Origin of the sequence: Tsukamurella sp. DT100, assembly GCF_049844855.1 — a bacterium.
Lineage (GTDB): Bacteria > Actinomycetota > Actinomycetes > Mycobacteriales > Mycobacteriaceae > Tsukamurella.
Genome location: NZ_JBNCLV010000001.1, coordinates 651,631 through 666,636, shown reverse-complemented (window position 1 = coordinate 666,636; position 15,006 = coordinate 651,631). Strand labels below are relative to the sequence as shown.

Sequence of the window (15,006 nt, the reverse complement as noted above, 5' to 3'; positions counted from 1 at the left end):
CGTGCAGATCGGACTGCTCACCGACAGCCTCTCCGAGCTCACCCGCGCCGAGGCCCTCGACACGGCCGTGGACCTCGGCGTCGAGACCGTCGAGATCGGCCTGGGCGGTGTGCACGGCGGGTGGTCGCCCGCCCCGCACGCCGATCTGGCGGAACTGCTGGACGACGGTGCCGCCCGGGCCGCGCTGGCCCGGGACATCGGATCGCGCGGGCTGCGGCTCGAGGCCTTCAACGCCGCCGGGAATCCGCTCCATCCCCGGCACGGGGAGCGCGACGCCGCGGTCCTGCGCGGCGCGCTGCGGCTCGCGGAGGAGTTCGAGATCGGCACGGTCGTCACCATGTCCGGCCTTCCCGGCTATCCGGGCGATACCGTGCCCCCGTGGATCACGACGGTCTGGCCGCCCGAGAACCTGGAACTCCTGGATTACCAGTGGGAACGGGCCATCGACTGGTGGGGGCCGATCGCGGACGAGGCTCGCGCTCGCGGCGTACGGATCGCCGTCGAGATGCACGCCAACCAGCTCGTCTACAACGTGCCCGGTCTCCTGCGGCTGCGCGCCACCGTGGGTGATGTCGTGGGCGCGAACTTCCACCCCAGCCACCTCATCTGGATGGGCGCCGACCCGCTCGCCGCGATCCGCGCCCTGGACGGCGCGATCCATCACGTGCACGCCAAGGACACCCGCATCGAGGACCGGGCGGCGGTCGCCTCGCGGCTCGAGACCGTCCCGAATCCGCGCACCGGCGAGCGGGCGTGGAACTACGTCGCGGTCGGCACCGGCCACCCGGACGGGGTCGACTTCTGGGTGCGGTTCATCGCCGCGCTCCGGCACGCCGGGTACGACGGCCCGCTGTCCATCGAGAACGAGGACTACACGCTCGGCCAGCACGAATCCGTCGCCCTGGCCGTCGAGACGCTGCGCGCCGCGCAGAACCTGGAGGAGGTGCGGTGAGCAGGATCAGGATCGCGGTGCTGGGTTGCGGCCGGATCGGGCGCGTGCACGCCGATTCGGTCGCGGTGAGCGAGCGCGCCGAGCTGGCATGGGTCTTCGACCCGATCGAGGCGGCGGCGTCGGAGGTCGGCGAGCGCTTCGGCGCCGCATGGACGACCGACGTCGAGGAGGTCCTCGAGGCCCGTGACGTGGACGCCGTCGTGGTCGCCTCGCCGACGCCGACGCACGTCGATCTGCTCACCCGCGCCGTGCGAACGGGACGGACCGTGCTGTGTGAGAAGCCCATCGACCTCGACATCGCCCGGGTCGACGCCTGCCGCGCCGATCTGGGCGACCTCACCGACAGGGTGATGCTCGGCTTCAACCGCCGGTTCGACTCCTCCTTCGCCGAGGTCCGCCGTCGCGTCGACGCGGGCGAGATCGGCCCGCTGGAGCAGCTGACCATCGTCAGCCGCGATCCCGCGCCGCCGCCGGCGGACTACGTCGCTTCTTCGGGCGGGTTGTTCCGGGACATGATGATCCACGATCTCGATCTCGCCCGGTTCTTCCTCGGCGAGGTGGTGGCGGTGTCGGCGCTGGGATCGAACCTGGTCTCCGCGGAGATCCGCGCGGCCGGCGACATCGACGGCGCCATGGTCGTGCTGCGCGGCGCCGGCGGGCAGCTGGCGACCATCACCAACTCCCGGCGCTGCGCCTACGGTTACGACCAGCGGCTCGAGGCCTTCGGCGCGTTGGGTTCGCTCACCGCCGCCAACCAGCACGCGACGTCGGTGGCCTTCTCGGGCGCGGCTCACACCGGCGCCGCGGGGCCGGTCCTGAACTTCTTCCTGGATCGGTACACCCCGGCCTATCGCGCCGAGCTCGACGCCTTCGTGACGATGACGGAGACCGGCGGCGCGGCATCGCCCGGGTTCGTCGACGGCCGCGCGGCCCTGGTGCTCGCCGACGCCGCCGCCGAGTCCCTCCGCACCGGAGCCGTGGTCGAGGTCCGGGCGTGACGGTGCGTTGGGGCCTACTCGCCACCTCGGGGATCGGTCGCGTCGCCGCCCGCGCGATCGCCGCCGCTGGCGGCGCCGAGCTCGCCGCCGTCGCGGGTCGTGACACGGGGCGCGCCGCCGCCTACGCGGCCGAGGTGGGATCGCCCGCCGCGTACGGGAGTTACGAGGAGCTGCTCGCCGACAGCGGCATCGACGCGGTCTACGTGCCGCTGCCGATCACGCTCCACGGTGAGTGGGCGATCCGGGCGCTGGAGGCGGGAAAGCACGTGCTGTGCGAGAAGCCGCTCACCCTGGACCCGGACGAAGCGACGGCCGTCTTCGACGCCGCGGAGCGCGCGGGGCGGCACGCGATCGAGGGCTTCATGTGGCGGCTGCACCCGCAGACGCTGCTGGTCCGTCGACTGCTCGCGGAGGGCGCGATCGGTGAGCTCGCGCTCGTCCGCGCCGCGCTCAGCGTGAGCGCCCCCGCCGGCGACATCCGGCGCACGACCGATCTCGGCGGCGGCGCGTTGGCGGACCTCGGCGGGTACTGCGTCAGCGCGGTGCGGCTGTTCGGCGGCGAACCGGCGACGGTGCGCGCCGTGCGGGTCGCGGATCCGGCCGGTACCGGCGCGGGCCACGATCTGCGTGCCTCCGCGGTCCTCGAACTGGAGGGCGGCGTCCTCGGGCTGATCGACGTCGGACTGGACCTGGACCGGCGCGACCAGCTCGAGCTCGTCGGTACGGAGGGACGGATCGTCGTCGACGATCCGTGGCTGTGCCGGTTCGGCGCCGTCGAGCTGATCCGCGGGGAACGGGCGGAGCGGTTGCCGGCGGATCCGGGCGGCGCCTTCGGCCTGACGCCACCCGGGCCCGACAACGAGGACGCCTACCGGATCGAGTTCGAGGCGGCGAGCGCCGCCTTCGCCGGCGGGGCGGAGCCGGCCTTCGGCCGGAACGACGCGATCGCGCAGGCCCGTGCCCTCGCCGCCGCGCGGCGGTCCGCCGCGGAGGGCGTCACGATAGTCCTGTAGCCGCCTCCGATACCACCCGCCCGACGGTGCCCGTCACCGTCGGGCGGTGGCGTGTCCGCCGGCGTTCGCCGGGAGGCGCAGCGCTCCGAGGAGGGGGAGCAGGAGCAGCGCGGCGAAGGGGACGAACGCGACCCGGTAGCCCAGTTCGACCGGATCCGGCCCGGCCCATGACGTGCCGAGGCTCGCGGCTGCGGCGGCCGCAGCGATGCCGAGGGCGGTGCCCACCTGCTGCAGGGTGGCGGACAGACCGTTCGCGGCGGGGAGCAGGTCGCGGGGGACATCGGCGAACATGACGGTGTTGTAGGCGCTGAAGCCGATGGACCGGACCACCCCGGAGAACACCAGGAGCGCGGCGATCACCGGCGCGGGCGTCGACGCGTGCACCCACCCGAAGGCGAGCAGCGTCGCCGCGCCCGCGACGATCGACCAGACGAGGGTGCGTCGGAACCCCAGCACCCGGATGATCGGGGAGGTCAGCGGTTTGATCGCGAGGTTGCCGACGAAGACCGCCGTCACCATCGCGCCCGCCGCGGCCGCGCTCCATCCGAACCCGGCCTGGAAGAGCAGCACGAAGAGGAAAGGCGCGCCCGTGATCACGAGGCGGTAGATCGAACCGCTCACGTTGCCCACGCGGAAGGTCTGGATGCGCATGACCGCCGGATCGAACAGCGGGTGGGGGTGATGCGCCATCCCTCGTGCGGCCACCCAGGCGAGGAGCGTTGCGGCCACCAGCAGCGCGGCCACGACCCACGGCCGTCCGCCCCGCAGCAGTTCCACGCCACCCGTGAGGCAGACGACCGCACCCGCGGTGAGCAGGTGGCCCCAGCGGTCGAGCGGCGTTCGGAAGCTCGTGTCGTTCCGCGGGATCAGGAGTGCTCCGCTGATCGCCAGTGCGACGCCGATCGGAACGTTGAGCACGAAGATCCACCGCCACCCCGCGACGTCGGTGATGACGCCGCCGAGGAACGGAGCGACCACCGGCGCGACGAGGGACGGCCAGGTCAGGTAGGCCATCGCAGCGAGGAGGTCGACCGGCCGCACCGAGCGCAGCACAGCGATCCGTCCCACCGGGATCATCATGGCTCCGGCGGCGCCCTGGACGACGCGGAAGAGGCACAGCCACAGGAGGTCCGGTGCCAGCGCGCACGCGGCCGACGCCATCGTGAAACCGGCGACCGCCCACAGGAAGACGCGTCGCGTGCCGTACCGCTCCGCGACCCAGCCCGCGACGGGGACGGCCACCGCCACTGCGAGGAGGTAGCCGACGATGGCCGGACTCACGCCCGCCGGGGCGACCCCGAAGTCGCGGGCCACCGCCGGCGCTGCCGTCTGCAGCACCGCACCGTCGAGGTTCTCGAGGAACAGTGCTCCCGCGACGAGGAGCGCGAGCGGTCGGCTGAAGCTCGCGGCCTCGCGCGTGCGGATCAGCGCAGCGATGCGCGACATGTCGTTATGTTCGGTCAAATGGGCTCAAGGTGCAAGTCTTCAGTCGTAGGCGCCGCAGACCTGCTGGTCCCAGTCGATGATCGAGCCGGTGACCACGCCACTGCGGTCCGACAGCAGGAACACCACCGCCGCAGCCGCGTCCGCAGCGGAGGCGAGGCGGCCCGCGGGCAGCTCGCGCCCGGCGCGCTCGGCCCAGTCGTCAGGGGCGTCGTGGAACCGCTTCTGCACCAGGGCCTCGCCCTCCGTCTCGGTCCAGCCGATGTTGAGGCCGTTGATCCGGATCCGGTCGAACCGGTGCGCGTGGGCCGCGTTCTTCGTGAGCCCGATCAGCCCGGCCTTCGCGGCGACGTACGGCGCCAGGTAGGGCTGTCCGCCGTGTGCCGACATCGAGATGATGTTGACGACGGTTCCGGGGGCACGCCGTGCGCGCATGTCACGCACCGCGGCGGCCATCGTGAAGAAGGGCGCCCGGAGATTGATCGCGACGTGCTCGTCGAACAGCGCCGGCGTGGTCTCGGTGAGGGTGCCACGAGACGTGAGGCCCGCCGCGTTGCACAGGCAGTCGACCCGGCCGAGGGCCTCGACCACCGCCTCCACCGACCCCGTCGCCTGCGCGGGATCGGCGACGTCGGCCCGAACGAACAGCGCCTCCGTCCCCTCCGCCGCTAGGGCGGACCGCAACGTCTCCCCGGCGGCGGCATCCCGTCCGGAGAAGGCGACGCGGGCTCCGGCCGCGGCGGCCGCGCGGACGACGGCGGCGCCCACGCCCCGGCTGCCGCCCGACACGAACACGACCCTGTCCGCGAGATCGGCGGGCCGCCCGGTCACGGGCGGTGCCGCTCGTCGAGGGCGGCCAGTTCGGCGGCGAAGGCCTCCGGAGCCAGGCCGGACGCGAGCGCGCGGCGCGTCAGGTCCGCCTGGGTCTCGCCGTGCATGCCGCCGAGCGGCTGGTCCCGGTCCAGGTTCGACGGGAACGCGTACCCCTCGGCCGAGGCGGCGACGAGGTTCTCCACGGCGCGAGCGTCTCCGGCGGCGGCGAGCCCCTGCAGCTCGGGGTAGACGGCGCGGAGGATCGCGGACCGGTCCACCGCGTCCATCGCGCGTCCGAACGCCGAACTGATCTGCAGCAGGTTCGCCATCCGGCGGATGCCCGCCGATCGATTCGAGCCCGCGGCGTGGAACAGTGCCGGGTTGAAGAAGACGGCGTCTCCGGCGCGCAGCGGGAGCTGAACGTGGTTCGCCTCGAAGTAGTCCCGGAAGTCGGGGAGGTTGAAGGCGAGGTAGCCGGGCTCGTACCGCTGGGAGTACGGCAGGTACAGGGTGGGACCCGATGAGACGGGCATGTCGACCTGTGCGACGGCGCCCTGCAGCGTGAGCGCGGGGGAGAGCAGGTGCGTGTGCCGGGGGAAACGCTGCGCCGTCTCCGGCTCCATGAAGCCGAGGTGGTAGTCGCGGTGCGGGGACTGCGCCGTCCCGCCGGGGTTCACCACGTTGATCGCGGATGTCACCTGATACATCGGCCCCAGCCAGGCGGTCGCGACCAGCGCGAGCACGTCATTGGCGTAGTACCGGGCGAACGATGCCGGATCGCGCAGCGCGTGCTTGCTCAGGGCGTTCCAGATCCGGTCGTTCGCGCCCGGCGCGGCGAAGTGGTCGCCGCCGCCGGAGCCGTTCGCGCGCTGCTCGGCGATCATGGCGGTGAACAGCGCCGTCGACTCGTCGAGGCCGTGCCGGTCGTCGAAGGCACCGTCGAAGACGACGATGCCCGGGCCGGTCAGGAGCGCCCGCGCCAGCTCGTCGGACAGCTGCCCGCGCCTGTCCGGATCGGCCGCGGCCTCCGTGGCCGCGGCGCCGTAGAACAGGACCCCGCGTACCGCCCGATCCGCGTAGGGGTACCTGGTCAGGTCGGTCTCGAACTCGAGCTGCGCCGTGAAGTCCTCGAGGCGGCAGTCGGCCTCGCTGATCCGGCCCGTGCGGTCCGGCGCCCCGGTCCGGGCCGAGAAGGTGGTGGGCATATCGCTTTCCTGACGTCGATGCGAAGCGGGAGTGGGGAATCGGTGTCCGCCCCCGCATTCATCGTGGCAAGCTGTCGAGGTCCCGGGTAGCCCGGAAACCCTCAAGAATCCCTCAGCACGAGGAGGCCCGCGGTGGCGCACTCCCATCCGATCCGCGAGATCGCGCAGCAGGCGGGCGTCAGCGAGGCCACCGTCGACCGCGTGCTCCACGGCCGCGTCGGGGTGCGCGAGGGAACGGCGGCACAGGTCCGGCAGGCGATCGCCGATCTCGACCGGCAGCGCTCCCAACTGCGGCTGTCGGGTCGCCGGTTCATGGTCGATCTCGTCATGGAGACTCCGCGCCGCTTCTCGGACCTGACCCGGGCCGCGCTGGAGGCCGAGCTCCCCACTCTGCGCCCGGCGGTCTTCCGCGCGCGCTACCACGTGCGGGAGGCGTGGGAGCCGGAGGAACTGATCGCGGAGCTCGACGGCATCGCGCGCCGCGGTAGCCACGGCGTCGTCCTCAAGGCTCCGGATACGCCCGCAGTCGCGGCGGCGATCGCGCGCCTGACCGCGCGCCGCATCCCCGTCGTCACCGTGGTCACCGACGTTCCGCAGAGCGCCCGGATCGCGTACGTGGGCATGGACAACCGCGCCGCGGGCGTGACCGCGGCGCACCTCGTCACCCAGTGGGTCAGTGAGTCGCGCGGAGCCCTGCTCGTCGTCACCAGCGGCCGGCTCTTCCGGGGCGAGGAGGAACGGGAGACGGGGTTCCGCAGCGAGATCCACCGGTCCGATCCGGAGCGGCGGATCGTCGGCGTCGCCGATACGGGTGGCCTCGACGCGGTGTGCCGCCGGGAGGTCGCCGCGGTGCTCGCGAGCGACCCGGACATCGCCGCGGTCTACTCGCCGGGTGGCGGCAACCGGGGGATCATCGCGGCGTTCGACGAGGCGGGGAGGAGGTATCGCGGCTACATCGCACACGATCTCGCCGAATCGAACCGCGAACTGTTGCTGGCGGGTCGGATCTCGGCGGTGCTGCACCACGACCTGCGGGCGGATCTGCGCGGCGCCGCCCACGCGATCATGGCCTTCCACGGCGCGATCGACGGTCCGCACCGGCCGCGGCCCACCGCGATCCAGATCGTGGTGCCGCCGAACCTGGCCGGGGTCGACGGCTAGCGGCTGAACACCGAGACGTCGAAGAAGTACCGCGACGCCCGGTACACGTGGCGGCCCAGCTCGATCGCCGTGCCGGACTCGTTCAAGGCCACGCGCTGCATGGTGAGCACGGCGCCGCCCGCGGGCTCGTCGAGCAGCCGGGACTCCTCGTCGTCGGAGATGCGGGCGCCGATCCGCTGCTGCGCCTGGGCGATCGTGATGCCCCGCCCGCGCAGGCACTGGTACAGGCCCTTGCTCTGCAGCTCGTCGGGGGCGGGGGCGAGCTCGGCGGGGATGTAGTTGGTGAGGATCGCCAGCGGCACGTCGTCCGCGCTGCGCAGGCGCCGGATCGACACCACCTGGGCGTCGTGCTCGATGCCCAGCTCGTCTGCGATCTCCTCATCGGGCCGGCCGAGCCGGTAGTCGAGCAGCTCCGTCGACGGGGTCTGGCCCGCGGCGATCAGGTCCTCGTACAGGCTGGTGAGCTCGACCGCGCGGTGCACCTCGTTGCGCACCACCTGGGTGCCGACGCCGCGCTTGCGCACCAGGAGGCCCTTGTCCACGAGCGCCTGGATCGCCTGCCGCGCAGTCGGACGAGACAGGGTGAGCCGCTTGGCGAGGTCGATCTCGTTCTCGATCCGGTCGCCGGGCACCAGCTCGCCGTTCAGGATGGAACGTTCGAGGGCCTGCGCCAGCTGGTAGTACAGCGGCACTGGGCTGGTGCGGTCCAGTTCGACCGAGACCGGGGCGGGAGACATGCGATGCAGTCTAGTGCACCGAAGCGGGAAATGCGGGCGCTGATCAGCGTTTGTTCGTACAATCGCCCCTTGCGGCGCGATCAGGTCTATGTCCGCACATACGGCGCCCATGTCAGCCGGTCGCCGACGGCTCTATCGGATTCGCGATGCTGCGATGGGGTGGATCTCTGCAGCTAGGAGCCTATTGAAGAATGTCGCCCCCTTCTGTTAGATTGACAGGACAAACGAGCGGGAGTGATCCACGTCTCGTCCGGGACCAGGCTAAGGAGGGCCTCCCACATGACTGACGCCGGTACCCACGGTGCCCCGTTCGACCTGATCACCATCGGGCGGGTCGGGGTCGACATCTACCCCCTGCAGGACGGTGTCGGACTCGATCGCGTCGAGACCTTCGGCAAGTACCTCGGGGGCAGCGCGACCAACGTCGCCGTCGCCGCGGCCCGTCACGGCCGACGGTCCGCGGTCATCACGGCGACCGGCGCGGATCCGTTCGGGCGCTTCGTTCATCAGGAGCTGGTGCGCCTCGGCGTCGACGACCGGTACGTGGGCGAGGTCCGCGGCCTGAACACCCCCGTCACCTTCTGCGAGATCTTCCCGCCGGACGACTTCCCGCTCTACTTCTACCGCGACCCGATCGCGCCGGACCTCATGCTGGACGACGACGCGCTCGACCTCGACGCGATCCGCTCCGCGAAGATCTTCTGGGCCACCGTCACCGGGCTCTCCCGCGAGCCCAGCCGCTCCGCGCACCACACGGCGTGGAACGCCCGCGGCCGCGCCCCGCTGACCGTCCTCGACCTCGACTACCGGCCCATGTTCTGGGAGTCCGCCGAGGTCGCGAGCCAGGAGGTGGGCAAGGCCCTCGAGCACGTCACCGTCGCCATCGGCAACCGCGAGGAGTGCGAGGTCGCGGTCGGCGAGACAGAGCCCGGCCGCGCCGCCGACGCCCTGCTGGAGCGCGGCGTCGACCTCGCCGTGGTGAAGCAGGGCCCCAAGGGCGTCCTCGCGAAGACCCGGGACGAGAGTGTCGAGGTCGCACCGCACTTCGTCGACGTGATCAACGGTCTCGGCGCCGGTGACGGCTTCGGCGGCGCCGTCTGCCACGGCCTGCTCGCGGGCTGGCCGCTCGAGCGGGTTCTGCGCTTCGCCAACGTCGCCGGGGCCATCGTCGCCTCGCGCCGCGAATGCTCGACCGCCATGCCCACCACCGACGAGGTGGAGTCCGTCATCGAGGAACGGGACAACAACCATGTCTGACATTGCCCGCACCACCGGCCCGCTCACGGCGGGCGATTTCGACCGGCTGCGCGCCGCCCGGCACGAGAACCCCGACGCCATCGCCGATGTGCTCGGCGCACGGATCCGCCGCCCCCTCGTCCGCGGCGACCGCCGGCTGCTCATCGTGGCGGCGGACCACCCCGCCCGCGGCGCGCTCGGCGTCGGTTCCGACGCGATGGCCATGGCCGACCGGTACGACCTGCTGCAGCGGATGGCGCTCGCCCTCTCCCGCCCCGGGGTCGACGGGGTGCTCGGCACCCCCGACGTCATCGAGGACCTCGCGCTGCTGGGCCTACTCGACGACAAGATCGTGGTCGGCTCCATGAACCGCGGCGGCCTGCGCGGCGCGGCGTTCGAGATGGACGACCGGTACACCGCCTACGACGTTCCCTCGATGCGGCGCGGCGGCCTGGACTTCGGCAAGCTGCTCGTGCGCGTCGACCTCGAGGACCCCGGCACCGTCGTCACGCTCGAGGCCACGGCCCGCGCCGTCGACGCCGCGGCGGCCGCGAAGCTGCCGATCATGCTGGAGCCCTTCATGAGCCGCCGCACCGACGGGAGGATCGGCAACGACCTCTCGACGGAGGCCGTCATCAACTCGGTCGCCATCGCCTCCGGCCTCGGCAACACCTCCGCCTACAGCTGGCTCAAACTCCCCGTCGTCGACGACATGGAACGCGTCATGGCGGCGACCACGCTGCCCACGCTGCTCCTCGGCGGCGACCCGGGCGGCGACCCCGCTGCCGTCTACGCCTCGTGGGCCAAGGCGCTCGCCCTGCCCGGCGTGCACGGCCTCGTCGTCGGCCGCACTCTGCTCTATCCCCGCGACGGCGACGTGACCGCCGCCGTCGACACCGCCGCCGGCCTCGTGCACGGCGCCTGACCACCCGCATCCACCTCCGCGAAGGAGCCGCTCCATGACCACCACCGAGACCCTCACCGTCGTCCCGCACTGGATCGACGGCGCCGAGTACCCGTCCACCAGCGGCCGCACCGCCGACGTCTACGACCCCGCGCTCGGCGTCGTGACCAAGCGGGTCGCGCTCGCCGATCGCGCCGAGATCGACGCGGCCGTGGCCTCCGCCAAGAAGGCGTCGGAGGTCTGGGGGGACCTTTCCCTCGCCAAGCGCCAGTCGGTGCTGTTCGCCTTCCGCGAGCTGCTCAACACCCGCAAGGGGGAGCTCGCCGAGATCATCACGAGCGAGCACGGCAAGGTGCTCTCCGACGCGCTCGGCGAGATCAGCCGCGGCCAGGAGGTCGTCGAGTTCGCCTGCGGGATGGCGCATCACCTCAAGGGCGAGTACAGCGAGCAGGTCTCGTCCGGGATCGACGTCTACTCCACGCGCCAGCCGCTCGGCGTGGTCGCGGTGATCAGCCCGTTCAACTTCCCGGCGATGGTGCCCGCCTGGTTCTTCCCGATCGCGATCGCCGCCGGCAACGCCGTGGTGCTCAAGCCCAGCGAGAAGGACCCGTCGGCCGCGATCTGGATGGCGGAGCTGTGGCGCGAGGCGGGCCTGCCCGAAGGCGTGTTCACCGTGCTCAACGGCGACAAGGAGGCCGTCGACGGCCTGCTGACCCATCCGGACGTCGCCGCCGTCTCCTTCGTCGGTTCGACGCCCATCGCCCGGTACGTCTACGAGACCGCCACCGCGCACGGCAAGCGGGTCCAGGCCCTCGGCGGCGCCAAGAACCACATGCTGGTGCTGCCCGACGCCGACCTCGCTCTTACGGCCGACGCCGCGATCAACGCCGGGTTCGGTTCGGCCGGCGAGCGGTGCATGGCCATCTCGGTCGTCGTCGCCGTCGAGCCCGTCGCGGACGCGCTGATCGCGGAGATCACCGATCGCATGGCCGGGCTGCGCATCGGCGACGGCCGCCGCGGCTGCGACATGGGGCCGCTCGTCACGCAGGCGCACCGCGACAAGGTCGCCTCCTACATCGACGTCGCCGTCGCGGACGGCGCGAGCGTGGTCGTCGACGGTCGCGACGTGACCCCGGACGGCGATGCGGCGGGCTTCTGGCTCGGTCCGACCCTGATCGACCGCGTGCCCACCACCTCCCGGGTGTACACCGAGGAGATCTTCGGCCCCGTGCTCGCGATCGTGCGCGTCGCCTCGTACGAGGAGGGGGTCGATCTCATCAACGCCGGCGCCTTCGGCAACGGCACCGCGATCTTCACCAACGACGGCGGCGCCGCACGCCGGTTCCAGAAGGACATCCGCGTGGGCATGGTCGGCATCAACGTGCCGATCCCGGTCCCCGTGGCCACCTTCAGCTTCGGCGGCTGGAAGGACTCGATGTTCGGCGACACCAAGGCGCACGGCGCCGAGGGCGTGAAGTTCTTCACCCAGCTCAAGGCGATCACGAGCCGGTGGCTCGACCCCAGCCACGGCGGCGTCGACCTGGGATTCCCCCAGAACGACTGACGCGGACTTCATTCCGGCAGCACCATCGTCCGCGAGGACGGAAACAGGAGAGGACGGCGATGGCGACGACGCCCAACGAATGGTTCCACGCCCGAGGCGCGCTGGCGCGCGACGGGTGGGAATCGGTGGTCGACGGCTCCCTGCCCGGCTGGGCGCACACCGGGATCCGCGTCGCGGACCTCGGCGACGCGCCGGTCGTGCTGCCCGGCGGTGACATCGAGCGCATCGTCGTGCCGCTCTCGGGCGGGTGCCACGTCGAGCTCGACGGCGCCGCCGCCGCGAGCTTCGATGGTGCGCCGTCCGTGGCCCTCGCGGGCCGCGCGTCGGTCTTCGACGGGCCCACCGACGTCCTGTACGTCGGCGCCGGTGGGGGATTCACCGTGCGCGGAACCGCGCGCATCGCCATCGCCGAGGCGCCCACGTCGCAGCGCCGGCCCACGCGGTACATCCCCGCCACGGCGGTGCCCGTCGAGGTGCGCGGCGCCGGCCGGGACACCCGGCAGGTGCACAACTTCGGCACGCCCGGCGCGCTCGACGCAGCCGCCCTCATCGTGTGCGAGGTGATCACCCCCGGCGGCAATTGGAGCAGCCACCCCGCCCATAAGCACGACGAGCACATCGACGGCCACGAATCCCGGCTCGAGGAGATCTACTACTTCGAGGCGGCGCCCGCCCGCGGACTACCAGCAGGGACCGTGCCCGAGACGACCGACGCCTTCGGGAGTTTCGTCACCTACTCGTCCGCGGCGGGGGAGATCGACACCAACGCCCTCGTCCGCACCGGCGACATCGCCCTCGTGCCCTTCGGCTACCACGGCCCCGCGATGGCCGCCCCCGAGTACGACCTCTACTACCTCAACGTCATGGCGGGCCCCGACCCCGAACGGGTCTGGCTGATCAGCGACGACCCGCGCCAGGCCTGGCTGCGGGACACCTGGCCCACGCAGGCCACCGACCCGCGGCTGCCCTACGCGGCCGCACCGACCGAAGGAGACGAGCGATGAGCACCCGGCGGATGACCGTGGGCCAGGCCCTCATCGAGTTCCTGGCGCACCAGTGGACCGTGGACGAGATCGTCCTCGCCGACGGCACGGTGAGCACCGTGCGCGAGCGCACCGTCCCCGCGACCTTCGGCATCTTCGGCCACGGCAACGTCGCCGGCGTGGGCCAGGCCCTGCTGCAGTACGCGACCACCGATGCCGGGCTCATGCCCTACCACCAGGCCCGCAACGAGCAGGCCATGGTGCACCAGGCCGTCGGCTACGCCCGCATGCACCGCCGGCGCGGCACCTACGCGTGCACCGCCTCCGTGGGCCCGGGCGCCGCCAACATGCTGACGGGCGCCGCGCTCGCGACCGCCAATCGCCTGCCCGCACTGCTCCTGGTCTCCGACACCTTCGCCACCCGCGTTGCGGATCCGGTGCTGCAGCAGCTCGAGCACCCGCACGACATCGGGCTGCAGGTCTCCGACGCCTTCCGGCCCCTCTCGAAGTTCTTCGACCGCGTGCAGAGGCCGGAGCAGTTGTTCTCCATCGCGCTGGCCGCGATGCGGGTGCTGACCGACCCGGCGGAGACCGGTGCCGTGACCATCGCGCTGCCCGAGGACGTCCAGGCCGAGGCCGTCGACGTCCCCGAGGAGTTCCTCGCGGACCGCGAGTGGCACCTCCGCCGGCCCCTGCCCGAGCGCGGCCCGCTGGCCCGCGCCGTCGCGGCGATCCGGGAGGCGAAGCGCCCCTTCATCGTCGCCGGCGGCGGCGTCCTCTACGCGGGCGCCGAGGACGAGCTGCGCCGGTTCGCGGAGGCCACGTCGATCCCCGTCGGCACCACGCAGGCGGGCGGCGGCGCGCTGGCCTGGGACCACCCGCTGAACCTCGGCGGCGTGGGCGCCACCGGCACCGCGGCGGCGAACGCCATCGCCGCGCAGGCCGACGTGATCATCGGGATCGGCACCCGGTACAGCGATTTCACCACCGCCAGCCGCACGGCCTTCCAGGACGCGGGCGTGCGCTTCGTGAACCTCAACGTCGCCTCGTTCGACGCCTACAAGCACGGCTCGCAGCTGCCGCTCATCGCCGACGCCCGCGAGGGCCTCGCCGCGCTGCGCGCGGAGCTCGCCGACTACCGCGTTCCGCCGGAGTCCGTCGCCGCGGCCGCTGCGGCCAAGGCGGACTGGGACGCGGTCGTCGACGTCGCCCTCGCGCCCACCGGGGCCGACCTGCCGGGCCAGCCCGAGGTGATCGGTGCGGTGCACGCCGCGATGGACCCGGCCGACGTGATCATCCAGGCCGCGGGCTCCCTCCCGGGCGACTTGCAGAAGCTGTGGCGCGTGCGGGACCCGCTCGGCTATCACGTGGAGTACGCCTTCTCCTGCATGGGATACGAGATCGCGGGCGGGCTCGGCGCGAAGCGCGGGCTGCTCGCCCTCGGCGACGACCGCGACGTCGTCGTCATGGTCGGCGACGGCTCCTACCTCATGCTCAACAGCGAGCTCGTCACCGCCGTCGCCGAGGGGATCAAGCTCATCGTCGTCATCGTCGAGAACCAGGGCTACGCCTCGATCGGCCACCTCTCCGAGACCGTCGGCTCGCAGCGTTTCGGCACTCGGTACCGCACCGCGGACGAGTCGGGCGGCGTCCCCGCACCGGAACTCGATCGCGGCGCGTTCCTGCCCGTCGACCTGGCGGCCAACGCCCGCAGCTACGGCGCGCGGGTCATCGACATCGCGCCCGGACCGGACTCCGTCGCGGAGCTCTCCGAGGCCGTCCGCGCCGCCAAGGCGGCGACCGGCCCCACCGTCATCCAGATCCACAACGACCCGTTGGTCTACGCCCCCGAGGGCAACGGCTGGTGGGACGTCCCGGTCGCCGCGGTGTCGACGATCGACAGCACCGTCACCGCGCGCGCCGAGTACCTCGACCAGCAGAAGGCGCAGCGGCCGCTCCTCGGCTGACCTCCGCCCCCATCACTTCCACGATCCGAC

Annotated in this window: 13 protein-coding genes; 9 read left to right on the top strand and 4 right to left on the bottom strand. The window is 72.3% G+C overall.

The window, feature by feature from the left end:
* Nucleotide 1: 1 nt before the first annotated feature.
* Genes ACLQ3K_RS03270 through ACLQ3K_RS03260 form a run of 3 tightly spaced genes read left to right on the top strand, consistent with a single transcriptional unit; the run spans nucleotide 2 to nucleotide 2,963 of the window.
* Entirely contained in the window at nucleotides 2-952 is a 951-nt protein-coding gene (locus tag ACLQ3K_RS03270) for a sugar phosphate isomerase/epimerase family protein (RefSeq protein ID WP_425996927.1), read from the top strand.
* Nucleotides 949-1,950, top strand: a complete 1,002-nt coding sequence (gene iolG, locus ACLQ3K_RS03265; protein WP_224646785.1) for an inositol 2-dehydrogenase — start codon at nucleotides 949-951, stop codon at nucleotides 1,948-1,950. The genes ACLQ3K_RS03270 and iolG overlap by 4 nt, the downstream gene beginning before the upstream one ends.
* Nucleotides 1,947-2,963, top strand: coding sequence for a Gfo/Idh/MocA family protein (locus tag ACLQ3K_RS03260; protein ID WP_224646787.1), 1,017 nt, complete (start codon nucleotides 1,947-1,949; stop codon nucleotides 2,961-2,963). Before iolG ends, ACLQ3K_RS03260 begins: the two co-directional genes overlap by 4 nt.
* Before the next feature lie 33 nt (nucleotides 2,964-2,996).
* On the opposite strand, the gene ACLQ3K_RS03255 is transcribed toward ACLQ3K_RS03260, so the two are convergent.
* The 3 genes from ACLQ3K_RS03255 to ACLQ3K_RS03245 are packed head-to-tail and all read right to left on the bottom strand — an operon-like array spanning nucleotide 2,997 to nucleotide 6,424.
* Nucleotides 2,997-4,409: an MFS transporter gene (locus ACLQ3K_RS03255; protein WP_425996925.1), complete on the bottom strand. Its 1,413-nt coding sequence runs from the start codon at nucleotides 4,407-4,409 to the stop codon at nucleotides 2,997-2,999.
* 39 nt (nucleotides 4,410-4,448) lie between these two features.
* A complete protein-coding gene (locus tag ACLQ3K_RS03250; RefSeq protein WP_224646791.1) occupies nucleotides 4,449-5,237 on the bottom strand; it encodes an SDR family oxidoreductase in 789 nt (262 codons plus the stop codon).
* A complete protein-coding gene (locus ACLQ3K_RS03245) occupies nucleotides 5,234-6,424 on the bottom strand; it encodes a phytanoyl-CoA dioxygenase family protein (RefSeq protein ID WP_425996923.1) in 1,191 nt (396 codons plus the stop codon). The genes ACLQ3K_RS03250 and ACLQ3K_RS03245 overlap by 4 nt, the downstream gene beginning before the upstream one ends.
* A 132-nt stretch (nucleotides 6,425-6,556) precedes the next feature.
* Between ACLQ3K_RS03245 and ACLQ3K_RS03240 the strand changes: the two genes are divergently transcribed.
* Nucleotides 6,557-7,585, top strand: coding sequence for a LacI family DNA-binding transcriptional regulator (locus ACLQ3K_RS03240; protein ID WP_425996921.1), 1,029 nt, complete (start codon nucleotides 6,557-6,559; stop codon nucleotides 7,583-7,585).
* On the opposite strand, the gene ACLQ3K_RS03235 is transcribed toward ACLQ3K_RS03240, so the two are convergent.
* Nucleotides 7,582-8,322 (bottom strand): GntR family transcriptional regulator, encoded by a 741-nt coding sequence (locus ACLQ3K_RS03235; protein ID WP_224646795.1) that lies wholly within the window; start codon nucleotides 8,320-8,322, stop codon nucleotides 7,582-7,584. The genes ACLQ3K_RS03240 and ACLQ3K_RS03235 overlap by 4 nt on opposite strands.
* Nucleotides 8,323-8,601: 279 nt before the next feature.
* Here ACLQ3K_RS03235 and iolC point away from each other — a divergent pair, with 279 nt between their 5' ends.
* From iolC to iolD, 5 genes are read left to right on the top strand one after another with little or no spacing between them, the layout of a single operon-like run.
* Nucleotides 8,602-9,579: a 5-dehydro-2-deoxygluconokinase gene (gene iolC, locus ACLQ3K_RS03230; RefSeq protein WP_425996919.1), complete on the top strand. Its 978-nt coding sequence runs from the start codon at nucleotides 8,602-8,604 to the stop codon at nucleotides 9,577-9,579.
* Nucleotides 9,572-10,483, top strand: a complete 912-nt coding sequence (locus tag ACLQ3K_RS03225) for a Cgl0159 family (beta/alpha)8-fold protein (protein WP_425996917.1) — start codon at nucleotides 9,572-9,574, stop codon at nucleotides 10,481-10,483. The genes iolC and ACLQ3K_RS03225 overlap by 8 nt, the downstream gene beginning before the upstream one ends.
* A 34-nt stretch (nucleotides 10,484-10,517) precedes the next feature.
* Entirely contained in the window at nucleotides 10,518-12,026 is a 1,509-nt protein-coding gene (locus ACLQ3K_RS03220) for a CoA-acylating methylmalonate-semialdehyde dehydrogenase (RefSeq protein WP_425996915.1), read from the top strand.
* A gap of 59 nt (nucleotides 12,027-12,085) precedes the next feature.
* A complete protein-coding gene (gene iolB, locus ACLQ3K_RS03215; RefSeq protein ID WP_425996913.1) occupies nucleotides 12,086-13,030 on the top strand; it encodes a 5-deoxy-glucuronate isomerase in 945 nt (314 codons plus the stop codon).
* On the top strand, nucleotides 13,027-14,976 hold the full coding sequence (gene iolD, locus ACLQ3K_RS03210) for a 3D-(3,5/4)-trihydroxycyclohexane-1,2-dione acylhydrolase (decyclizing) (RefSeq protein ID WP_425996911.1): 1,950 nt from the start codon (nucleotides 13,027-13,029) through the stop codon (nucleotides 14,974-14,976). Before iolB ends, iolD begins: the two co-directional genes overlap by 4 nt.
* Nucleotides 14,977-15,006: the final 30 nt, after the last annotated feature.